Source organism: Nonomuraea sp. IBHARD001 (assembly GCF_056106265.1).
Map to the genome: position 1 here is coordinate 7,504,556 of NZ_JBWBBW010000002.1, position 20,254 is coordinate 7,524,809.

Here is a 20,254-nt window from a genome sequence, read left to right on the forward strand (position 1 = left end):
CTGTGCAAAAGGTGAGGGAAATAGCACCAGACAGACGTTCAACCGACCAGTCGGTATGCTGGATGGCATGGTGAATCCAAAGGACGAGCCCGTGCGCGCGAGGCTACTCGCCGAGGCGACGCGGCTGTTCGCCGAGCGCGGGTTCGAGAGCACATCGGTCCAAGAGATCGTAGCCTCGGCCGGGGTGACCAAGGGGGCGATGTACCACTACTTCGACTCCAAGGACGACCTGCTGCACGAAATCTACGGGCGCGTGCTGCGGATGCAGATGGAGCGCCTGACCACGCTGGCCGACGGGCCTGGCGCGATCGCCGAACGGCTGCGCGCCGCCGCCGCCGACGTGGTGCTCACGACGGTGCAGAACCTCGACGACTCCAAGATCTTCTTCCGCTCGATGCACCTGCTGGCTCCAGAGACGCAGAAGAACGTACGGGCCGAGCGGCGGCGCTATCACGAACGTTTCCGCGCCCTGGTCGCCGACGGGCAGCGGGAGGGGGTGTTCAGGGCCGACATCTCGGCCGAGATCGTGGTGGACTTCTTCTTCGGCTCGGTGCACCACCTGGGCACCTGGTACCACGTGGCGGGCCCGATGACCGGAGCGCAGGTCGGCGACCACTTCGCCGACCTGCTCCTCACCTCACTGCGCCCAGGCTGACCAAGGCTCACCTCGCTGCGCCCAGGCTGACCGGGACTCAGCGCGTCGCCGCCGACGGCCCCGGCAGGTCGACGAGGGCGGCCAGGGCGGCCTTGTGGTCGCCCGGCGTGCCGAGGGCGATCTCGGTGGACTTGGCGCGCTTGAGCGACAGGTGCAGCGGGTGCTCCCAGGTCATCCCGATCCCGCCGTGCAGCTGCAGCGCCTCCTCCGCCACGTGCACCGCGACCCGGGCGTTCCACGCCTGCGCGACCGCGACCGCCACCGGCGACCCCTCGGCCACGGCGTTGCGCGCGGCGGCCCTGGCCCGCACCACGTCCAGCCACAGGTCGGCGAGGCGATGCTTGACGGCCTGGAACGAGCCGATCGGCCGGGCGAACTGATGGCGTTCGCGCACGTACTCCAGCGTGGTCGCCAGGCACCACTCGGCCACGCCGAGCTGCTCGGAGGCCAGCAGCCCCGCGCCGAAGGCCAGCACCTCGCCCAGCTCGCACGGCCCGGCGTCGACGCAGGCCGCGCCGTCGAACGTCACGGTGGCGACCGGCCTGGTCAGATCGAGCGAGGGCACGACCGCGACCCGCGCGTGCGCCGCCTCGACGGCGAACAGACGCCCCTGGTCGGGCACGAGCAGCACGTCGGCCACCTCCGCGCCCGCCACGCCGTACACCTCGCCGGTGAGCCGTCCGTCCACCACGGACACCCGACCCACACCCGGCGCGTACGGCGAGGCCGCGAACGGCACCACGAGCGCCGCGATCCGCTCGCCGCCCGCCAGCCCGGCCAGCAGCTCGCCCGCACCTGCGGCCAGCAGGGCCCGGGTGGCCAGGACCGAGCTGGTCAGGAACGGCACCGGCGTGAGCGCACGGCCGAGCTCCTCCAGCACGACGGCCGCCTCACGCGCCGAGGCGCCCGCGCCGCCGTACTCCTCGGGGATCAGCAGGCCAGCCACCCCGATCTCGCCGGTCAGCCGGCGCCAGACCTCCAGGTCGAACGTCTGCTCGTCCTCGACCCTCGCCAGTGCGGAACGCCCGGCCAGCAGGGCGCGTACGGCGGCGCGCAGGTCGTTCTCCTCCTCGGTGTAGAGCAGGGTCATCGCGGCAGGTCCTTCCACGGCACGTCCTTGTCCACGCGCGGCTCGCCCGGCAGGCCGAGCACACGTTCGGCGATGATGTTGCGCAGGATCTCCGAGGTGCCGCCCTCGATCGAGTTGCCCTTGGCCCGCAGGTAGCGGTATCCGGCGTCGCGGCCGAAGAAGTCGACGCCGTCGGAGCGCCTGAAGCTCCAGTCGTCGTAGCCGAGGTCTCGCCGCATCTCGACGTCGAGGCCGGACAGCTCCTGGTTGAGCTTGGCGAACGACAGCTTCATGCCCGAGCCTTCGGGGCCCGGCTCCCCGGCGGCGAGCTGTTCGCGCAGCCGCATGCCGGACAGCCGGGTGACCTCCGACTCCACCCAGAGCGACAGCAGTCGCTGGTGCAGGTCGTGGGTCCGCAGCTCGGGGCGTTCGCGCCAGGTCTCGGCGACGACGCCGACCATGCCGCCGCCCCTGGGCACGGCCGCGCCGCCGATGGCGACACGCTCGTTCATCAGCGTCGTCTGCGCCACCCGCCAGCCGTCGCCGACCGCGCCGAGACGCAGCGAGTCCGGCAGCCGCACACCGGTCAGGAAGACCTCGTTGAACTCTGCCTCACCGGTGATCTGGCGCAGCGGACGCACCTCGACGCCGGGCGCGCGCATGTCGCAGACGAAGTACGTGAGGCCCCGGTGCTTGGGCACGTCGGGGTCGGTGCGGGCGACGAGGATGGCCCAGCGGGCGTGGTGGGCGCCGGACGTCCACACCTTCTGGCCGTCGACGACCCACTCCTCGCCGTCGCGTACGGCCCTGGTGGCGAGGGTGGCGAGGTCGGAGCCGGCGCCGGGCTCGCTGAACAGCTGGCACCAGATCTCCTCGCCCGTCCACAGCGGCTTGACGAAGCGCTCCTTCTGCTCCTGCGTGCCGAAGGACAGCAGGGTGGGCAGGGCCATGCCGAGCCCGATGCCCTGCACACCGGTGTCGAGCTGCGGCGTGCCCGCGAGCAGGCGTTCGACCTCCTGCTGGTCCTCGCGGGAGGCGCCGAGGCCGCCGAGCCCTTCGGGCAGGTGCACCCAGGCGAGCCCGGCGTCGAACCTGGCGCCGAGGAAGGCGGCCCGGTCGGCGGGGTCGTGCGCCGCGAGCAGGGCGGCCACCCGGTCCTGGATCGTCACATGAACCTCTTGAGTCCGCGGTGGGCCAGGGATCGTCACATGAACCTCTTGAGCTCGCGGTAGGCCAGGGAGCGCTTGTGCACCTCGTCGGGCCCGTCGGCCAGGCGCAGGGTGCGCGCGCCCGCCCAGAGCGCGGCCAGCGGGAAGTCCTGCGAGACGCCTCCGGCGCCGTGCACCTGGATGGCCTTGTCGAGGATCCATTCGACGGTGATCGGGGTGGAGATCTTGATGGCCTGGATCTCGGCGTGCGCGCCCTTGTTGCCGACGGTGTCCATCAGCCAGGCGGTCTTGAGCACGAGCAGCCGCAGCTGTTCGATCTTGACACGCGACTCGGCGATCCAGTCCTGGACGACGCCCTGCTGGGCGATGGGCTTGCCGAAGGCCGTGCGTTCGATGGCGCGCATGCACATGAGTTCGACCGCGCGCTCGGCCATGCCGATGAGGCGCATGCAGTGGTGGATGCGGCCGGGGCCGAGTCTGGCCTGGGCGATGGCGAACCCGCCGCCCTCCTCGCCGATGAGGTTGTCGGCGGGCACCCTGGCGTCCTCGAACAATACCTCGGCGTGGCCGCCGTGGTCGGCGTCGCTGTAGCCGAAGACGTGCATGCCGCGTTTGACGTGAACGCCGGGGGTGTCGCGGGGCACGAGGATCATGCTCTGCTGCCGGTGCGAGGGCGCGTCCGGGTCGGTCTTGCCCATGACGATGAAGATCTTGCAGGCGGGGTTCATCGCACCGGAGGTGAACCACTTGCGGCCGTTCAGGACGTATTCGCCGCCGTCCTTGGCGATGCTGGTGGCGATGTTCGTGGCGTCGGAGGAGGCGACGTCCGGCTCGGTCATCGCGAAGGCCGAGCGGATCTCGCCGTCCAGCAGCGGGCGCAGCCACTCCTCGCGCTGCCACCTGCTGCCGAACATCGACAGCACTTCCATGTTCCCCGTGTCGGGCGCGGCGCAGTTGGTCGCGACGGGCGCGATGCGGGGCGACCTGCCCATGATCTCGGCGAGCGGCGCGTACTGCAGGTTGCTCAGCCCGGCGCCGTGCTCGCCCGGCAGGAACAGGTTCCACAGGCCGCGTTTGCGCGCCTCCCCCTTCAGGTCTTCGAGCAGGGGCGGGCTGCTCCACCCGCTGTCGGCCGCCTGCTCCTCGAAAGCCGCTTCGGCCGGATAGACGCACTCGTCCATGAACTGCAGCATGCGCTGGCGAAGGTCCTCGGTGACACTGTCGAAGGCGAAGTCCATGGCTCGACCCTACCGACCGGCCGGTATGCCTGTCGACGTGGTCTTCCCTTTCTCCGGCCAAGTGGCTCTGCCTCGCGTTTCGGCCCGTACCTATCCTCAGGACATGACCGCGAAGATGCCGGCCCCCGTCGTGCTCGAGAACGAGATCGTCCGGCTCGAACCCCTCACCCTCGACCATGTCCCCGCGCTGTTCCTGGCGGGCGGGCGCGACGACGAACTGTGGCGCTGGCTGCCCGCGCCCACCCCGCAGACCGAGGCGGACCTCGCGGCCGTGATCGGCCCGCTGCTCGACAGCCCGTCCTACACCGTCTTCGCCGTCGTGCTCAAGGACGGCGGCGCGACCGTCGGCCACACCACCTACATCGACTGCCCCGGCTTCCCCTACAGCGTCGAGATCGGCTGGACCTGGTACGGCAGGTCGGTCTGGCGCACGGCCGTCAACACCTCGTGCAAGGTGCTGCTGCTCGACCACGCCTTCGACAAGCTCGGCTTCAACCGGGTCCAGCTCAAGACCGACAACCTCAACGTACGCTCGCAGACCGCCATCAAGCGCATCGGAGGCGTCTACGAGGGCACGCTGCGCCGCCACCGGCCCCGCCCGGACGGCACCTGGCGTGACACGGCCTGCTTCAGCATCCTGGCCGAGGAGTGGCCGCCCCACCGCGCCAGACTGCTCGCCCTGCCGTAGCTCAGCCGTGCCCGTCGGAGGGCGAAGGCAGCAGCAGATGCGTCAGGACGTCACCGAGACCGGCCGTCGCGGGCCCGGTGTGCGGCTGGCCGAGCCGGACGGCCAGGTCGGTGACGTGCAGCCGGGTGGCCGCCTCGACGAGCAGCGCGTAGTCGCCTGCCGACACCCGCAACCGGTGCCTGCCGATCGCCACCGCCACCACCGCGACCACACCTCCCGGCCACCACCACCAGGCCAGCGGCAGGTACATCAGCCCCCAGCCGATCAGCACGGCGGCCCTGACCAGCTCCTGCCGCGCGGCGGTGATCGGGACGCGGACCGGCTCCGGGACGATCAGCCACAGATGCGGCCAGACGACGGCCGCGTGCAGATGCAGATCACGCTCCAGGCGTACGGCCACGGCATACAGCCGGTCGCCGCTCCAGGTGGGCCGCCCCGGGCGTTCGACGGCGATCCGGTCGCGCCGCGCCCGCAGGACCTGGCGCCTGCCCTCGTCCGGACCGGCGGGCAGCGAGCGGCGTGCGTTCTCGACGGCCTGGGCGCGCAGCCGCCTGACGGCCGCGTCCTGGCCGCCATGCCTGCCGGGAACGCGGCGATGGTGGTGGCGATGGCGGACACGCCCGGCATGCCGGGACTGCGGCACGCCTCGGCCGAGGCGGCGGACGTGGCGATGCGGCTGGCCTCGGGGCCGGTCACGTCGGCGCCGACCAGACGCGGCGTGCTGGAGCGGCTGCCCGGCGCCTCCATCGCGCACTTCGCCTGCCATGCGGTCTGCGACCCGGCCGATCCTTCACGCAGCCGGTTGCTGCTGGGCGACGAGCCGCTGACCGTCGCGTGCCTGGCCCCGTTGAGCCTGCCGTACGCGCGGCTGGCGTATCTGTCCGCGTGCTCGACGGCGATGGCCGATCGGCCGGAGCTGCTCGACGAGTCCATCCACCTGGCCGCCGCCTTCCAGCTCGCCGGGTTCTCCCATGTCGTCGGCACGTTGTGGCCCGTGTTCGACGACTGCGCCGCCGACATCTCGCGTGACTTCTACGCCGGGCTCGGCCCGGACGCGGCGGACGCGGCCCGTGCGCTGCATCACGCCGTGCGGCTGGCGCGTTCGCGCTGTCCGTTGTCGCCGTCGCTCTGGGCGGCCCATCTGCACGCGGGCGCGTGAGGCGCTAGCGCAGCATGCCGTGCAGCAGGTCTTCGAGTCCGGCCCGCAGTTCCGCCTCGGTCGGCGGCCGACCGGCTCCCGCGATGGCGTCGAACATGACGCCTTCGGCGTACGCCACGAGTTGCCGTCCGTGTCTGGCCGGGTCGGGCGAGCCGGCGGCGGCCAGCAGGGCGTGTGCGGCGCTGCGGAAGCGCAGGCCGGCCTCGTCGTAGACGGTGCGCAGTTCGGGGCGGCGGGTGGCCTCAAGGGCCAGTTCGTAGCGGGCCAGGGTGCGGCGTCCGTCGTCGAGCTGGACGCGCAGGCCCGCGGCCATCACGGCGACCAGGTCGCCGGGCGCGACCTCGCCCATGGCCGCGCCGAGCGCCTCCTCCTCCAGCGCCGTCAGCCTGGCCAGGGTGAGCTCCAGCAGGGCCAGGCGGGTACGGGCCACATTCGACGTCGAGCCGGGCGGCAGGCCCGCCTCCTCGTCGACGGCCCTGTGCGTCAGGCCGCGCATGCCGCGTGCGGCCAGGAGTGTGATCGCCGTCTCCGCGATGAGGTCTGCCCGTTTCACGACAGGCATACTACAGTTGTAGTCAAAACTACAGGCGTAGTAGGAGGACTCCATGCCGCACGCGGTCGTGATCGGCGCAGGGATCGGCGGACTCGCCGCCGCCATCGCCCTGCGGGGGAAGGGCTGGCGGGTCACGGTCCTGGAGCGGGCCGCCTCGCTCGACCCGGTCGGCTCCGGCCTGGCCGTCGCAGCCAACGGACTCAAGGCGCTCGACATGATCGGCCTGGGCGACGAGGTACGCGCCCTGTCCCGCCTGCAGGGCATGGCCGGGCTCAGACGCCCCGACGGCCGCTGGCTGACCCACACCACCAAGGACAGCGCCGACGCCAGGTACGGCGACGCGGTCGTGCTCGTCCGCCGTGCCACGCTGGTCGGCCTGCTCGCCGACCGGGCGGGCGGCGTCGAACTCGGCGTGAGCGCCCGTCTGGAGGGCGAAGGCCGGGTCGTCACCGACGCGGGGCCGATCGAGGCCGACCTGGTCGTGGCGGCCGACGGCATCCACTCGGCCGCCCGCAAGGCGCTCTTCCCGGCCCATCCGGGCCCTCGATACGCGGGTGTGACGGCCTGGCGCGCCCTGGTGCCCGCCCCTTCGGCCGAGGTACGCACGTGCGAGGTGTGGGGCAGGGGCCTGGTGTTCGGCATGACGCCGATCAACGACGACCAGGTCTACGTGTACGCCACCGACGTGCTGCCCGCGGGCACGCCGTTCGCCGACGAGCGGGCCGAGTTGCTGCGCAGGTTCGGCGGCTGGCACGACCCGATCCCGGCCCTGCTGGCCGCCACGACCGCCGAGACGATCATCCGCAACGACGTCTACCACCTGGCCGAGCCGCTGCCCGCGATGCACAGCGGCCGGGTCGCGCTGCTCGGCGACGCCGCGCACGCGATGACACCCAATCTGGGCCAGGGCGCCAACCAGGCCCTTGAGGACGCGGTCGTGCTGGCCCATGTGGTCGGCGACGGCGGCGGCGACCTGGCCGCCTACACGCTGGCCAGGCAGGCCAGGACCACGGCCGTCGTCAGGCGTTCGATGGCGCTGTGCCGGGCCACCAGGCTGCGGGGACGGCTGCCCGTCCTGCTGCGCGACCGGGCGGTCGCCCTGGCGGGCAGGCTCAGCCCAGAGGTGATGCTGCGTTCAATGGACGAGGTTCTGGGCTGGACGCCACCGGCTTGGAGTGATCGGGAGCGAGCCGCCCGAGCGTGATCGTCCCGCCGACCGTCAGCGCGGCGGCCAGCAGGGCCGGGATCGCGGTCGAGGGCGAGGTCGGCAGCGGCTCGCCGAGCAGCACGGCCCCGGCGAGCACCGAGGTGACGGGGTCGACGACCTGCACGCCCGCATAGGCGATGCCGAAGTAGCCGACCGCGTAGGACTTCTGCAGCAGCACGACCGCGCAGATGAGCAGCACCGGCACCGCGAGCGTGAACCAGTGCAGGAGCTTGCCCCAGGCCAGGCCGTCGACGCCGTTGAGGTTGCCGCCGACGACCCTGACGAAGGTCGAGACGCTCGCGGTGACCACACCGGCCGAGACCGAGAGCAGCAGCGCCTTCGACGGCCCGTGCGCCTTGCGCGCGGCCACCCTGGTGACCAGGACGATCGCCCCGATCACCGCCAGGAAGACGAGCGCGCTCCCGCTGCTCAGATGCGGTGTCACATGGTGTGCGGGCACCAGCATCATCAGCCAGAGCAGCCCGACCGCCACCGCGACCGACCCGATGATCTCCGCCTTGTACGGCTTGCGGCCGTACATGAAGGCCGCGAGCGGCACCGCGAACACCAGCGTCGCGACGCTGATCGGCTGCACCGCGACCAGCGGCGCGAAGCTGAGCGCCACCGCGTGCAGGCAGGCGCCGACGAAGCCGATGATGCCGCCGATCCACCAGCGCGGGCGCTTCACCAGTCGCAGCGAGGCGCCCTCCGCCACCGCTTCGTACTGCTGCAACGCCGCGCCGAGCGCGTATCCCAGGGCCCCCGCCAGGGCGATCACCACGCCGAACCAGGTCATCGGCATTCGTCCAAAAGCATTCCTATAGCTTAAAGACCCATGGCACTGCTTTGGTGTCGATCACTCCTCTTCCGGACACACGCAGAACGGATGCCCCTCGGGATCCTGCAGCACGACCCAGTTCACGGTGTCGCCGTCGACGCCCGGCTGGAAGTCCGGCCGGGTGGCGCCGAGCGCGAGGTAGTCCGCGACCGCCTTGGCCACGTCGGGCACGCGCAGGTCGAGGTGGAACTGCTTGTCGGGGCTCGGCCAGGCCAGCGGCGCACGGCCTTCGACCTTGCCGAAGTAGAAGTTCGTCGTGCCGTCGCCGATCGCGGCGTACTCGTCGGCGGCGTAGGTGACCTCGAAGCCGAGCACCTCGGCATAGAAGGCGGCCAGCGCCTTGGGGTCCTCACTGTCGATCGTGGTGGCTATGAGCTGCGCTTTCGTCGTCATGGGAACGAGCATGCCCGCCATACCTGTCAGTTCTTGTCAGGTAAAGGCAGACGTTACGATGCGCTGGTGTCATTTTTCGTGATCTCTCCGCCGCCTGCCCGCTAGCAGGCGCCCCTCCGCGAAGCCGGGCCGCACGGCGGTCCGGTGGTGGCCCGCGCCTGCTCTCAGGTCATGGCGAGCCACCATCAGGAGAGATCACACATGTCACAGTTATCGGTTCGCCGCGGGCTGACCTACGTCGGCGTCGCCACGGCGGCCTGGGGCACCGGCGGGGCCACCGCCGGTCTGCTCTACGACGTCGCCGGGCTCGGACCCGTCGCCGTCTCCTTCTGGCGCTACGCGCTCGGGGCCGCGCTCCTGCTGTTCGTGCACCGCAGGGCCGTGTTCGGGCGCAGGGTGCTGGCCGTCGGGGTGGCCATGGCGATCTACCAGAGCGCCTACTTCGCGGCGATCGCCCAGGCCGGGATCGCCGTCGCCACCGTCGTCACGATGGGCGCCTCGCCGATCTTCACCGCGCTCGGCGCCAGGGTGGTGCTCGACGAGCGGCTCGGCCGTACCGGCGTCGTCGCCCTGACCGGCGCGGTGGCCGGGGTGGCGCTGCTGTCCGGCGCGAACCCTTCGGGCGGCACGGTCGCGGGCGTCGGGCTGGCCCTGGCCTCGGCCGCGGGCTATGCGGCCGTCACCCTGTCGGGCAGGCACGACTCGGGCGACCCGTACGGCACGCTGCTCGGCGGGTTCGTGGTCGGCGCGGTGTGTCTCGCGCCTTTCGCCGTGTTCGAGGGCGTGCTCCCGGTCGCGGGGGCGCACGGTGTGCTGCTCCTGCTCTATCTGGGCGCGGTGCCGACCGCACTGGCCTACGTGCTGTTCTTCAGGGCGCTGGCCTCGGTCAGGGCGACGACGGCCGTCGTCATGTCGCTGGGTGAGGCCGTGGCCGCGGCCCTCATCGGCGTGCTGGTGTTCGGCGAGCGACTGGGGCTCGTGGCCTGGGGAGGCTGCGCTCTGCTCCTGACCGCCGTCGTGGTGCTGACCCTGCACGAGCGAACGTGAGCTAAGGTCCGAATGCGGCAATCTCCCGCCGCATTCGGACCACCTGTCAGGGCCTGTCAGGGAACGGTGCCGACGGAACGCGCGTTGGAGGAATCGTGGCGTCGATATCGGCAATAGTCCGTAACCTGCTCGACCGTCCCGGAGGGGTGAACCTCGCCCCCTACCGGAAGGTCGTCGCGTCCGCAGGCCAGCGCGCCGATCGGCTGCGTGAGCTCGACGAGCTCACCGCGCCCGACATGAGCGACCTGGCCGAGTTCTGTGCCGTCGCGCGCGAGGCCGCCGACCGCACGCTCGGCCTGCGGCCCTACGACGTGCAGCTGCTCGGCACGCTGGCCCTGCTCGACGGGCACGTGGCCGAGATGGCGACCGGCGAGGGCAAGACGCTGTCGGGCGCCATGGCCGCGGCCGGTTACGCGCTGCAGGGCAAGCAGGTGCACGTGATCTCGGTCAACGACTACCTGGCCCAGCGCGACGCCGAGTGGATGGCCCCCTTCTACGAGGCGCTCGGCGTCAGTGTGGGCTGGCTGGGCCAGAACTCGACGCCGGAGGAGCGCCGCGAGGCCTACGCCAAGGACGTCACCTACGGGCCGGTCAGCGAGATCGGCTTCGACGTGCTGCGCGACCGGCTCAGGACCGGGGCCGACCAGCTCATGGTGCCCAAGCCGCAGGTCGCACTCGTCGACGAGGCCGACTCCGTCCTGGTCGACGAGGCCAGGGTTCCGCTGGTCATGGCGGGCGCCGCCGACCCCGGCCAGACGGTGCCCGAGATGGCGGCGCTGGTCCGCACGCTGGTGCGCGGCTACCACTACGAGATCGACGAGCAGGCGCGCAACGTCTATCTGACGGGCAAGGGCGCCACCAGCATCGAGGCCCTGCTGGGCGGCATCGACCTGTACGAAGAGCCGGACACCCTCATCGAGGTGAACCTGGCCCTGCACGCCCACGCGCTGCTCAGCCGCGACGTCGACTACATCGTGCGGGACGGCAAGGTCCAGCTCATCAACCCCTCGCGCGGCCGTGTCGCCCTGCTGCAGCGCTGGCCGGACGGGCTGCAGGCGGCCGTCGAGGCCAAGGAGGCGCTGGCGCCGAGCGCCAAGGGCGAGATCCTCGACTCCATCACCGTCCAGGGCCTCATCCGCCGCTATCCCCAGGTGTCCGGCATGACCGGCACCGCCGTCGCGGTCAGCGAGCAGCTCGGCGAGTTCTACGGCCTCAAGGTCGCGGTCATCCCGCCGAACCGGCCGTGCGTACGGCTGGACGAGCCCGACCGCATCTACCCCACCGTGCCCGACAAGGACGCGGCGCTGGTGGAGGAGATCCAGGAGGCGCACGAGAGCGGCAGGCCGATCCTCATCGGCACCCTCGACGTGGCCGAGTCCGAGCACCTGGCGCACCTGCTGCAGCGCAGGGGCATGGAGCCGGTCGTGCTCAACGCCAAGAACGACGCCGAGGAGGCCTCGATCGTGGCCCGCGCGGGCGAGCGCGGAGCGATCACCGTCTCCACCCAGATGGCGGGCCGGGGCACCGACATCCGTCTCGGCGACGGCGTGGCCGAGCTCGGCGGCCTGTACGTGATCGGCTCGGGCAGGCATGCCAGCAGCCGTCTCGACGACCAGCTGCGCGGCCGCGCCGGTCGGCAGGGCGACCCCGGCGGCTCGGTCTTCTTCGTCAGCACGACGGACGACCTGGTCACCCAGTTCGTCCCCGACGAGCGCCCGCCCGCCGCCGACGCCGACGGCCTGGTACGCCACCGCCGAGGCGCCTATCTCATCGGGCACGCCCAGCGCGTGGCCGAAGGCGTCAATCTGGAGATCCACCGCAACACCTGGCGCTACACCCGGCTGCTGGAGCACCAGCGCGAGCTCGTGCTGGAATGGCGTGACAAGGTGCTGCACGGCGACGCCGCGGCCAACGCCCTGGCGGACGCCGCCCCCGAGCGCTGGGCCGAGCTGCCCGAGGACGAGCGCGAGGAGCTGGCCAGGCAGATCGTGCTGTTCCACCTCGACCGCTGCTGGACCGAGCACCTGGCCTTCCTGACCGACCTGCGCGAGGGCATCCACCTCCGGGCCTTGGGCCGGATGAGCCCGATCGACGAGTTCCACCGCGAGGCCGTCGCCGAGTACAAGAACCTGCTCGGCGAGATCGAGCGGCGTTCGGTCGAGGCGTTCGCCGTACCCGAGCCCGATCTGCAGCGGCCGACCACCACGTGGACCTACCTCGTGCAGGACAACCCGTTCGGCACCGAGTGGGATCGCATCCTGCGCCGTGTCACCTCCGCGACGCGACGCGGCTGACCCCGGCCGCTACGGCTTGCGCGCGACGCCGACGAGCAGCATGCGCTCCCACGGCTCCAGGGGGCGTGTGATCGGCGTCGCGGGCCGCCACTGCGGCACGTGCACCAGGCCGGGCTCCACCAGGTCCAGTCCGTCGAAGAAACGGGCGAGCACCTCGCGCCGACGGAACCAGCCCAGGCCCATCATGGCCTGGATCGTGCTCTCGAACGCCTGCGCCTCGGGGCTGCCCGACGCCTCCATGTTCGACAGGACCAGGTAGCTGCCGCTCGGCATCACGTCCATGTACTGCCTGACCAGGCCGTGCGGGTCGTCGCTGTCCGGGATGACGTGCAGCAGGCCGACCATGAGCACGGCGGTCGGGCGGGAGAAGTCGATCAGCTTGAGCAGCGACGGATGCGAGAGCACGGCGTCGACGTCGCGGACGTCCTGGGTGATCGCGGTGGCTCTGCCGTTCTCGCGCAGGATCATCCGGGCATGCGGTTCGACCATGGGGTCGTTGTCCACGTACACCGTGCGCGCCGCCGGATCGGCGTACTGCGCGACCTCGTGGGTGTTCTCGATCGTCGGCAGGCCCGCGCCGAGATCGAGGAGCTGGGTGATGCCGGCCTCGCCGACCAGGTAGTCGATCGCTCTGCCGATGAAGGCCCTGTTGCACCAGGCGAGCTCGCCTATGGCCGGGACGGCCTCGTTGAGCCGGGCCGCGACGAGTTTGTCCACGGCGAAGTGGTCGCGCCCTCCCAGGAGCGCGTCGTGCACGCGGGCCACGCTCGGCCTGCTGGTGTCCACACCAGGAGGCGCCCATTCGTGGTTCATGGCGCGGAGCGTACCTCTGGCCTGCGCCGATTGTCTGCCACTGCCGCCGCTCTCACCCAAACTGTGTTCAGGTCGTCACGCTGGGAGTCGGAAGGGCGGCACAGAGGCGACCTTGACCTGTGGTTGGCGGGGCTGCTGGCAGAGTCGGTGCTCATGCGGGAGTGGTTCACGACGGAGATCGTGGGGGCGGGCAAGCTCCGGATGTTCTGCTTCTTCGTCCTGTTTCTCGGCACGTTCCTGTTCATCAGGCTGAGTGTGCGCATGATCAGGGCCCAGGTCCGGTGGTGGCCCGGCAATGTCACGCCGGGCGGGATGCACATCCACCACGTGGTGTTCGGCCTGGTGTTCATGTGCGTGGGCGGCATCGGCGGGCTGGCCGTGCAGGAGCTGGACTCCTGGCTGGCGGCGTCGGCGGCGGCGCTGATGGGGGTCGGGACGGCGCTGGTGCTCGACGAGTTCGCGCTGGTGCTGCACCTGGACGACGTGTACTGGAAGGAGCAGGGCAGGCTCTCGCTCGACATGATCTTCGTCGCGGTGGCGCTGTGCGGCCTCGCGCTGCTGGGCGTGGGGCCGCTGGACATCTCCGACGCGCTGACCCCGGGCGAGGACGGCGAACTGCTGCCGCGCTGGGCCGTCGCCCTGATCATCGCCACGAACCTGCTGTTCGCGGTGGTGACGCTGCTCAAGGGTAAGGTCTGGACCGGCGTCATCGGCGTGTACCTGACGCCCCTCGCCCTCGTCGGCGCGGTGCGGCTGGCCAGGCCGGGTTCGCCGTGGGCCAGGTGGCGCTACCGGGAGGGCTCGCGCAAGTCGCGGCGCGCGGCGTGGCGCGAACTGCGGATACGCGGCCCGGTCGAGCGCCTCAAGGTACGCCTCCAGGACTTGGTCGGCGGCCGTCCCGAGGGCTGACGGGTGAACAGCTCGGTCAGCCACGCCTTGAGCTTCGGCGCCAGCGGCCTCTCCACCAGCCGGTGCACCGCGTAGGCGGCGACCACCATGACCGCCACGGTCACGGCCAGCAGGACGTACTTGTTCACCGAAGGGCCGAGCCTGGCGAAGACGACGAAGCCGATGTGGGCGTGCAGCAGGTAGAGCGGGTAGGTCAGCGCGCCCGCCAGGACGAACCACGGCCTGGCCAGCGCCTTGGTGGCCCGCAGGGCGATCAGCGTCATCACCGCGAAGATCGTCACCACGATGGCGGTGATCGCGACCGGCTCCAGCGTCACGTGGTAGCGCGTGCCGACCGCGTCGGCGAAGCCGATGGCCCGGTAGATCGCATTGCCCAGGCACAGCGGCACCAGGATCGCCAGCTGCCGGCTCATCCCGAACCTGTAGAGCAGGAACAGCGCCATGCCCGCGATGAAGTAGTGCGAGAACGTCGACTGCACGACGAGGTCGGCCGCACGCTCGACGACACCGGGAAGCACGTGCGCCTGGAGGAGCAGGGTGGCGGCCAGCCAGGCCCACAGCGCGGCCAGCACCCGGCCCTTGGTCAGCCCGATCCAGGTCAGCACCAGGATGAGGAAGTAGAAGCGCATCTCGGCCCACAACGTCCAGTACACGACGTCGACATTGGGCACGTCGGCGACCGCGTTGAACATCGTGAGGTTGGCCAGGAACTGCAGCGGCGAGACGTCGTACATCCCGGCGCTCAGCCAGACCGAGACGACTGCGGTGATGCCCACCCCGACCCAGAAGGCCGGGTACAACCTGACGACACGCGAGATGGCGAACTGGCCGGGCGTGCGGTTCCAGGCGCTCATCAGCACGACGAAGCCGCTGATCAGGAAGAACATGTCCACGCCCAGGTAGCCGTACCTGGTGATCACGCCCTCGGCGGCGAACGGAACGCCGGTCACTCCGCCCGCCCAGCCGGAGAACGTGTAGTGGTAGAAGACCACCGCGAGCGCGGCCAGCAGCCGCAGGGCGTCTATTTCGTACAGCCGATCGGCTGTCTTGGGGGCATCCACGATGGGGGAGACGCGTCCATTGCGGACTTGGTTGCGATTGGCGACATAAGTGACACCCGCAATGGACATCCCGGTCTGACCGTTGTCTGGCGGTCCGGGGTGATGTGTCGGGTCAGGGCCACAACCCCGCCTCCGCCACGGCGGGCGGCTCCTCGATCACCCCGATCCGCGCCAGCAGCGTGAGAAACGTCGAGGCGTACGGCGAGTCCGCGCACGCGCTCGCCACCTTCGGCCAGTCCACCTGCTCCCTGAGCGCGCGTACCTGGGGCAGCAGCGAGCCGTAGTCGCAGGCGTGCTCCGACAGCGGCAGCAACCACGAGATCACCAGATCGGTGGCCTCGAGCACCGGCACGATCACGGCCGACGCCGTCAGCGGCTGCGCCCGCTCCAGCAGGTCCTCGCTCACCGGGCGATCGGCGATCCGGAAGATGAGATCGACCAGCCGCCCCTCGTCGAACGCCTTCACCAGCCAGTCCTCCGGTGGCTTCAGGGTGTCCAGGCCGATCCCCTGCAACGCGGCGAGCGCGGCGGGCACGTCCTTCTCCAGCAACACGAAATCGACGTCGTGCAGCGAAGGCGCGGCACCCCTGGCGTAGGCGGCGCATCCCCCCGCCAGCGCGAACGGCACGGCGGCGTCCTTGAGACCCGAACTGGCCCGCTTCAGCGTCTCAAGAATCGCGTCGGTCACCTCGTGACTGTGGCTTCCCATGCGACACGGCTACCCCCGTACGCAGGGAGTAGACCTGCGGAGCGAGGGTAGCCGGGCGCGATGGACGAGCTGAGGACCGAGGGCGGACAGCCCGGTGAAAGTCACAAGGAACGGGTCGACAGGGAGCTGGGCGAGCTCCTGCAAGGGTTACGGGTGGCCACGACGGGTGTGCAGGTGCTCTTCGCCTTCCTGCTCACGCTGCCCTTCTCCAGCGGGTTCGGCAAGATCGACGCATTGGGTCGCGTGCTGTTCTTCGTCTCGCTGATGGCGGCGGCGTTCGCCTCGGTCTGTTTCATCACGCCTGCCGCGCAGCATCGGCTGATCTTCAGAACCGGGCTGAAGGAGCGGATGCTGCACCGGGCCAACTCGCTCGGCGTCGCCGGGGCGGTGGCGTTGCTGGTGGCGGTGACGAGTGCGATCGCCCTCGTCACCGAAACCGTGATCAACAACTGGCAGGCCGCACTGTTCGCCGGCGCCATCGCGCTGGTCGGCGCGTGGTTCTGGCTGCTGCAGCCGCTGCTCGACCTGCGCGGCACAAAAGACGACGAGGATGTTAGGTGAGGAAAAGCCAGGGCAGCTAGGAGCTCATGGCTACTTTGCTCTGGATCATCGCCGTTGTACTCGTCATCTCCGGGATCTACGTCATCCTGGCCCGCAGGGACCTGCTCTGGGGCATCGTCCTCATCGTTCTCGGTTTCCTCGTCGGCCCCGGCGGCGTCTCCATCTTCAATGTATGACCCTGGAGCTCAGCGGGCGGCCGCGTTCGTGGCCGCCTCCCAGGTACGCAGGTAGGACTCGGCTCCGGCCGCCAGGTCCTGGACGAGACCGTCACCGCCCAGCAGGCGCAGGTCCTCGATCCAGTCGGGCACCAGGCCGTAGTGCGCGACACCGTCGACGTTGTAGTCCCACGTGCGTTGCCCGGTTCGCTGACGCTCCAACGACACCGAACCGTCGAAAGACGTGAACGGATAGCTCACCGCGCTGCCGGCCCTCGGGCCCGGGAGCGGTCCGAGGCCATTGGCGTCGAGGCCGTACCCGTACCCGGGGACGCCGGCCGCTGCGCGTAGCGGCTCGGTGCGCCTCCACTCGCGGGCGAACTCCTCGGCTCCGTGGCCGTACTGGGTGATCATGCCGCCCAGGGCGTAGACGCGGGGGAAGTAGCCGGGGTCGGCCCAGCTGTGGGAGGAGATCACACCGGGGTAGTCCGCCGCCTCCAGCAGGTCGAGGGTCTGGTCGGCGGCCTTCACACTCATGTGGTCGATCTCGACCAGCATGCCGCGCCGCATCATCGCCTCCACCATGTGCCTGCCCAGGGCGGTCAGGCCCTTGGCGTTGCAGTGCGGGCCCGGCGGGTAGACCGGCAGGCCGACGCCCGCGGGCAGCAGGTCGTTCAGCACGGGGGGCAGGACGCCGCCTGGGGTGATGGTGTTGTCGGCGAAGGACCCGGTGCAGCGTTCGACCCGCCAGAACGAACCCGACGACAGCAGGTTGCCCAGATTGACGATGACGCCCTGCGTGCCGGAGTCGAAGCGCACGCCGCACAGCGCGTTGTCGTACTTGTGGCAGACGAACATGCTGCGCACGCCGAGCGCGTGCATCTCCTCCAGGCCCCGGTCGATCTGGCCCTTGGTGCAGTGCGGGATGCCGAGCGTGGTGCGGCAGCCGAACGGCTCGGAGGTCTCGATGCCGAGCACGACCGCGAGCTTGCCCGCGCCGATGACCGCACGGGCCTCGGCCGGACTCCTGACCACGCGGAACCAGCCCTGGCCGGGGCCGCCCGCCAGGTCGTCGATGTGGGCCTGCAACTCGAAGGTGCGCCTGGCCTCCAGCCTGATCGAGGCCATCTCGTCGCAGCCGTTGCGCCTGAGCGGGTAGATCGCACACAGCTGCCGGTTGGCGACCAGGTCGTTGACCATGATGCGCAGCCCGCCGCGCCAGGCCCGTTCGATCCACTCGTGATAGGCCTGCTGGTGGGTGAGGGAGTCGTGCGCGGGCCAGTCGGCGAACGTCGGGTACCCGGCCGGGTCGTGGGTGCCGAGGGGCGAGCCGGTCCTGGTGAAGTTCTCGAACCAGGCGGCCTCGCCGTTGGGGTGGTGGTCGAGACAGTCCACCAGGGCCCTGGCGATCCCGGCGGGGTCGAACGGCTTGCCGCACAGCAGGCTGCCGCCGAAGGCCTCGTAGGACATGAGATGGCTGTGCGCGTCGAGGAAGCCGCGCACGGGCGGCGCCGCCGAGGCCGGTATGGCCACGGCGGTGACCCCGAGCAGTGTGAACACGACGAGCAGTCGACGGATCATGGCCACAGCGTGTGCGGCCACTCACCATCCGTCAAGACCTAACATGAGTCTTGCTCGGAATTATCCCCGTCCAGGCAGTAGATGCCGTAAGCCCGTCCCAGTACGGGAAGCGCCACATTGCGGACCCGGATCCCGCCGGGCGTCATACCCTTCTCCGCGCCCTTGTGCGCATGGCCGTGCACGACGAGATCGGCGCCCTCGGCGTCGACCGCCTCGGCCAGCAGGTAGCTGCCGAGGAAGGGGAAGATCTCGGGCGGCTCGCCCTCCAGCGTCTCCTTGACCGGCGAGTAGTGCGAGAGCACCACCCGGCGATCGGCCCGCAGCTCCTTCAGCGCGACCCGCCAGCTGTCGGCGATGTGGCGGGTGTGGGCGACGAAGTTCTTGATCTCGCGCTCGCCGAACTCACTGGCGCACTTGCCCGCGAACCCGCCGCCGAACCCCTTGCCGCCCGCCACGCCCAGCGTGACCGAGCCGCACGTCAGCACGGCGGCGTCATCGTCGAGCACCACCAGGCCCGCGTCGCGCAACTCCCCCGCGATCTCGTGCTGGCAGTCGGAGTGGTAGTCGTGGTTGCCCAGCACCGCGACGACCGGGATCGGCAGGTCGCGGAACTCCGCCGCCACCACCCTGCCCTCCTCGACCGTGCCGTGCCTGGTCAGATCGCCCGCCAGCAGCAGCACGTCGGCGCGCTCCTCGATGCCGTCGAGGCGCGGGCGGTAGTGGCCCCGCATGTCGGCTCCCAGATGCACGTCGCCGACGGCGGCGACCCTGAGCTGGTCAGTCAAGATGCTCATCCTCCCCCGGCTCACGCACCCGGACGACCGTGACCTCGTTGTGCACGGTCAGCTCCGGCGCCACCTCCTGGGCGACATGGCCGATCGCGTCCCTGTGCGCCCCTCCCGACACCTGCCCGCGCAGGAAGAGCTGATCGCCTCGTACGTCGACCCGGATCCCGAGCTCGTGCGTGCGGCCGTCCTCGGCCAGCGCCCGCTGGACACGGGCCGCGATGTACTGCGGTGCCTCCTCCATCACGCCTCCCTCCTCTGCGAGAGGCACGAGATGCCCGCCAGGGCTCAGTCCAAACCGGCGCCCTCCAGCAGCCGCAGCACGGCGGCCTCGACGGCGCCGTGCGTGGCCAGCTGCCCGGGGTCGGCGTCCGCGCCCAGTTCGGCCAGCGCCGCCTCGATCGTCTCGCCGCGCTCGTAGCACCGCACGACCCTCGGGTCGACATAGGAGGCGCGGGCCACGGCCGGGGTGTTGCCCAGGTACCCGGCCACCTCGCCCATGACCCTGGCGACCGCCTTCGCCTTCGCCGCGTGCGAGTCGGCCCGCCCGGAGACCGCGAGGCCGACCGCGGCGAGCACGGTGGCGTGCCAGGTGCGGAAGTCCTTGGCCGTGACCTCGCAGCCCGTCGTCTCGCGCAGGTAGTCGTTGACGTCGGAGCTGCGCACGTCGTGCCAGCCTTCGCCGTCGCGGAAGCGCAGCAGCTCACCGTCCGTGCCGAGCGCCTTGAGCGCCCTGATGACCGCGCACACGCCGGGATCGGTGAGCAGGACCTGCCTGGGGATCTCCCCCTTGGCCGCGTAGTCCACCGTGACCGTGCCTCGTGCGCACCTCACGTGCTCCATCCTGAGCGTGGCCAGCCCGAAGGAGTCGTAGCTCTCGCCGCCGACCCTGAAGAAGCCCACGTCCAGCAGCCTGCCCGCCGCCGCCAGCACCCGCTGCCTGGTCAGGCCCCGACCGGCCAGGCCCTCGGTCACCGTCTTCCTGAACGCGGGCAGCCGCCCGGCGAAGGCGCGCACACGCTCGAACTTCGCCTCGTCCTGCAGCCGCCGCCACTCGGCGTGATAGAGGTACTGCAGGCGGCCCGCACCGTCGAGGCCCACGGCCTGCAGGTGCCCGTGCGGCGAGCGGCACACCCACACCTCGCTCCACGCGGGCGGGACGGCCAGCTCCCTGATGCGCTTCAGCGTCGCCCTGTCCCGGACCGGGCGCCCGTCGGGATGGTGATAGCTGAAGCCGCTCCCCCTGCGCCGCCGGGTGATGCCCGGCTCCTGCCTGTCGCTCATGCTCAGCTCGGCCACGAGGCGTCGCTACCCGGCACGTTAAACGACAAACGACCAGGGTACGGGGGTACCTCCGGCAACTGAGGAGG

General features: G+C 70.8%; 22 protein-coding genes and 1 pseudogene. 9 read left to right on the forward strand and 14 right to left on the reverse strand.

All coding sequences use genetic code 11. From position 1 onward, the window contains the following. The first annotated feature begins 67 nt into the window (after window positions 1-67). Entirely contained in the window at window positions 68-655 is a 588-nt protein-coding gene (locus ACTWNK_RS35730; protein WP_474309334.1) for a TetR/AcrR family transcriptional regulator, read from the forward strand. Between the two features lie 37 nt (window positions 656-692). Here ACTWNK_RS35730 and ACTWNK_RS35735 read toward each other — a convergent pair whose 3' ends face one another. From ACTWNK_RS35735 to ACTWNK_RS35745, 3 genes are read right to left on the reverse strand one after another with little or no spacing between them, the layout of a single operon-like run. Beyond that, a complete protein-coding gene (locus ACTWNK_RS35735; RefSeq protein ID WP_474311080.1) occupies window positions 693-1,745 on the reverse strand; it encodes an acyl-CoA dehydrogenase family protein in 1,053 nt (350 codons plus the stop codon). Continuing rightward, a complete protein-coding gene (locus ACTWNK_RS35740; RefSeq protein ID WP_474309335.1) occupies window positions 1,742-2,893 on the reverse strand; it encodes an acyl-CoA dehydrogenase family protein in 1,152 nt (383 codons plus the stop codon). Before ACTWNK_RS35740 ends, ACTWNK_RS35735 begins: the two co-directional genes overlap by 4 nt. 35 nt (window positions 2,894-2,928) lie before the next feature. Next, the gene (locus ACTWNK_RS35745; RefSeq protein WP_474309336.1) at window positions 2,929-4,131 is read right to left on the reverse strand and encodes an acyl-CoA dehydrogenase family protein; all 1,203 of its coding nucleotides are present in this window, start codon (window positions 4,129-4,131) and stop codon (window positions 2,929-2,931) included. A 103-nt stretch (window positions 4,132-4,234) separates the two neighbouring features. On the opposite strand from ACTWNK_RS35745, the gene ACTWNK_RS35750 reads away from it, so the two are divergent. Further along, on the forward strand, window positions 4,235-4,819 hold the full coding sequence (locus ACTWNK_RS35750; RefSeq protein WP_474309337.1) for a GNAT family N-acetyltransferase: 585 nt from the start codon (window positions 4,235-4,237) through the stop codon (window positions 4,817-4,819). Window position 4,820: 1 nt separating this feature from the next. On the opposite strand, the gene ACTWNK_RS35755 is transcribed toward ACTWNK_RS35750, so the two are convergent. Further along, complete coding sequence (locus tag ACTWNK_RS35755) at window positions 4,821-5,462, reverse strand: hypothetical protein (protein WP_474309338.1); 642 nt, start codon at window positions 5,460-5,462, stop codon at window positions 4,821-4,823. On the opposite strand from ACTWNK_RS35755, the gene ACTWNK_RS35760 reads away from it, so the two are divergent. After that, window positions 5,427-5,978, forward strand: coding sequence for a CHAT domain-containing protein (locus ACTWNK_RS35760; RefSeq protein WP_474309339.1), 552 nt, complete (start codon window positions 5,427-5,429; stop codon window positions 5,976-5,978). The genes ACTWNK_RS35755 and ACTWNK_RS35760 overlap by 36 nt on opposite strands. A gap of 4 nt (window positions 5,979-5,982) precedes the next feature. On the opposite strand, the gene ACTWNK_RS35765 is transcribed toward ACTWNK_RS35760, so the two are convergent. Then, entirely contained in the window at window positions 5,983-6,531 is a 549-nt protein-coding gene (locus ACTWNK_RS35765) for a TetR/AcrR family transcriptional regulator (RefSeq protein WP_474309340.1), read from the reverse strand. Between the two features lie 52 nt (window positions 6,532-6,583). Here ACTWNK_RS35765 and ACTWNK_RS35770 point away from each other — a divergent pair, with 52 nt between their 5' ends. After that, window positions 6,584-7,735, forward strand: a complete 1,152-nt coding sequence (locus tag ACTWNK_RS35770) for an FAD-dependent monooxygenase (RefSeq protein WP_474309341.1) — start codon at window positions 6,584-6,586, stop codon at window positions 7,733-7,735. Here ACTWNK_RS35770 and ACTWNK_RS35775 read toward each other — a convergent pair. Further along, window positions 7,644-8,540: a DMT family transporter gene (locus tag ACTWNK_RS35775; protein ID WP_474309342.1), complete on the reverse strand. Its 897-nt coding sequence runs from the start codon at window positions 8,538-8,540 to the stop codon at window positions 7,644-7,646. The genes ACTWNK_RS35770 and ACTWNK_RS35775 overlap by 92 nt on opposite strands. 54 nt (window positions 8,541-8,594) lie before the next feature. After that, window positions 8,595-8,969: a VOC family protein gene (locus ACTWNK_RS35780; protein WP_474309343.1), complete on the reverse strand. Its 375-nt coding sequence runs from the start codon at window positions 8,967-8,969 to the stop codon at window positions 8,595-8,597. 201 nt (window positions 8,970-9,170) lie between these two features. On the opposite strand from ACTWNK_RS35780, the gene ACTWNK_RS35785 reads away from it, so the two are divergent. Together ACTWNK_RS35785 and secA2 are read left to right on the forward strand one after the other, a co-directional pair. Continuing rightward, window positions 9,171-10,016 carry a DMT family transporter gene (locus tag ACTWNK_RS35785; protein WP_474309344.1) on the forward strand — a complete coding sequence of 282 codons (846 nt, stop codon included), beginning with the start codon at window positions 9,171-9,173 and terminating at the stop codon, window positions 10,014-10,016. Window positions 10,017-10,120: 104 nt separating this feature from the next. Next, window positions 10,121-12,310, forward strand: coding sequence for an accessory Sec system translocase SecA2 (gene secA2, locus ACTWNK_RS35790; protein WP_474311081.1), 2,190 nt, complete (start codon window positions 10,121-10,123; stop codon window positions 12,308-12,310). A 9-nt stretch (window positions 12,311-12,319) separates the two neighbouring features. Here secA2 and ACTWNK_RS35795 read toward each other — a convergent pair whose 3' ends face one another. Next, entirely contained in the window at window positions 12,320-13,123 is an 804-nt protein-coding gene (locus tag ACTWNK_RS35795) for an SAM-dependent methyltransferase (RefSeq protein WP_474309345.1), read from the reverse strand. A 153-nt stretch (window positions 13,124-13,276) separates the two neighbouring features. Here ACTWNK_RS35795 and ACTWNK_RS35800 point away from each other — a divergent pair, with 153 nt between their 5' ends. Beyond that, entirely contained in the window at window positions 13,277-14,032 is a 756-nt protein-coding gene (locus ACTWNK_RS35800) for a hypothetical protein (RefSeq protein ID WP_474309346.1), read from the forward strand. Between the two features lie 86 nt (window positions 14,033-14,118). Here the strand turns inward: ACTWNK_RS35800 and ACTWNK_RS35805 are convergent. Together ACTWNK_RS35805 and ACTWNK_RS35810 are read right to left on the reverse strand one after the other, a co-directional pair. Continuing rightward, window positions 14,119-15,162 (reverse strand): annotated as a pseudogene (locus tag ACTWNK_RS35805) (acyltransferase family protein); the annotation flags it as partial. 43 nt (window positions 15,163-15,205) lie between these two features. After that, complete coding sequence (locus ACTWNK_RS35810; RefSeq protein ID WP_474309347.1) at window positions 15,206-15,781, reverse strand: hypothetical protein; 576 nt, start codon at window positions 15,779-15,781, stop codon at window positions 15,206-15,208. 81 nt (window positions 15,782-15,862) lie between these two features. Between ACTWNK_RS35810 and ACTWNK_RS35815 the strand changes: the two genes are divergently transcribed. Together ACTWNK_RS35815 and ACTWNK_RS35820 are read left to right on the forward strand one after the other, a co-directional pair. Beyond that, entirely contained in the window at window positions 15,863-16,363 is a 501-nt protein-coding gene (locus ACTWNK_RS35815; protein WP_474309348.1) for a DUF6328 family protein, read from the forward strand. 26 nt (window positions 16,364-16,389) lie between these two features. Beyond that, complete coding sequence (locus tag ACTWNK_RS35820; protein WP_184719841.1) at window positions 16,390-16,539, forward strand: GPGG-motif small membrane protein; 150 nt, start codon at window positions 16,390-16,392, stop codon at window positions 16,537-16,539. A 9-nt stretch (window positions 16,540-16,548) separates the two neighbouring features. Here ACTWNK_RS35820 and ACTWNK_RS35825 read toward each other — a convergent pair whose 3' ends face one another. Genes ACTWNK_RS35825 through ACTWNK_RS35840 form a run of 4 tightly spaced genes read right to left on the reverse strand, consistent with a single transcriptional unit; the run spans window position 16,549 to window position 20,183 of the window. Beyond that, entirely contained in the window at window positions 16,549-18,099 is a 1,551-nt protein-coding gene (locus ACTWNK_RS35825; protein ID WP_474309349.1) for a membrane dipeptidase, read from the reverse strand. A gap of 38 nt (window positions 18,100-18,137) precedes the next feature. Next, window positions 18,138-18,884: a metallophosphoesterase family protein gene (locus tag ACTWNK_RS35830; RefSeq protein ID WP_474309350.1), complete on the reverse strand. Its 747-nt coding sequence runs from the start codon at window positions 18,882-18,884 to the stop codon at window positions 18,138-18,140. Then, a complete protein-coding gene (locus ACTWNK_RS35835; protein ID WP_474311082.1) occupies window positions 18,877-19,128 on the reverse strand; it encodes a BON domain-containing protein in 252 nt (83 codons plus the stop codon). The genes ACTWNK_RS35830 and ACTWNK_RS35835 overlap by 8 nt, the downstream gene beginning before the upstream one ends. Before the next feature lie 44 nt (window positions 19,129-19,172). Next, the gene (locus ACTWNK_RS35840; protein ID WP_474309351.1) at window positions 19,173-20,183 is read right to left on the reverse strand and encodes a DNA topoisomerase IB; all 1,011 of its coding nucleotides are present in this window, start codon (window positions 20,181-20,183) and stop codon (window positions 19,173-19,175) included. Window positions 20,184-20,254 lie beyond the last annotated feature (71 nt).

Coding starts and splice junctions, on each gene's coding strand:
- ACTWNK_RS35730 (WP_474309334.1), top strand. CDS start 68: ATGGTGAATCCAAAGGACGAGCCCGTGCGCGCGAGGCTACTCGCCGAG.
- ACTWNK_RS35735 (WP_474311080.1), bottom strand. CDS start 1,745: ATGACCCTGCTCTACACCGAGGAGGAGAACGACCTGCGCGCCGCCGTA.
- ACTWNK_RS35745 (WP_474309336.1), bottom strand. CDS start 4,131: ATGGACTTCGCCTTCGACAGTGTCACCGAGGACCTTCGCCAGCGCATG.
- ACTWNK_RS35750 (WP_474309337.1), top strand. CDS start 4,235: ATGACCGCGAAGATGCCGGCCCCCGTCGTGCTCGAGAACGAGATCGTC.
- ACTWNK_RS35760 (WP_474309339.1), top strand. CDS start 5,427: ATGGCGGACACGCCCGGCATGCCGGGACTGCGGCACGCCTCGGCCGAG.
- ACTWNK_RS35770 (WP_474309341.1), top strand. CDS start 6,584: ATGCCGCACGCGGTCGTGATCGGCGCAGGGATCGGCGGACTCGCCGCC.
- ACTWNK_RS35775 (WP_474309342.1), bottom strand. CDS start 8,540: ATGCCGATGACCTGGTTCGGCGTGGTGATCGCCCTGGCGGGGGCCCTG.
- ACTWNK_RS35780 (WP_474309343.1), bottom strand. CDS start 8,969: ATGACGACGAAAGCGCAGCTCATAGCCACCACGATCGACAGTGAGGAC.
- ACTWNK_RS35785 (WP_474309344.1), top strand. CDS start 9,171: ATGTCACAGTTATCGGTTCGCCGCGGGCTGACCTACGTCGGCGTCGCC.
- ACTWNK_RS35795 (WP_474309345.1), bottom strand. CDS start 13,123: ATGAACCACGAATGGGCGCCTCCTGGTGTGGACACCAGCAGGCCGAGC.
- ACTWNK_RS35800 (WP_474309346.1), top strand. CDS start 13,277: ATGCGGGAGTGGTTCACGACGGAGATCGTGGGGGCGGGCAAGCTCCGG.
- ACTWNK_RS35815 (WP_474309348.1), top strand. CDS start 15,863: ATGGACGAGCTGAGGACCGAGGGCGGACAGCCCGGTGAAAGTCACAAG.
- ACTWNK_RS35820 (WP_184719841.1), top strand. CDS start 16,390: ATGGCTACTTTGCTCTGGATCATCGCCGTTGTACTCGTCATCTCCGGG.
- ACTWNK_RS35825 (WP_474309349.1), bottom strand. CDS start 18,099: ATGATCCGTCGACTGCTCGTCGTGTTCACACTGCTCGGGGTCACCGCC.
- ACTWNK_RS35835 (WP_474311082.1), bottom strand. CDS start 19,128: ATGGAGGAGGCACCGCAGTACATCGCGGCCCGTGTCCAGCGGGCGCTG.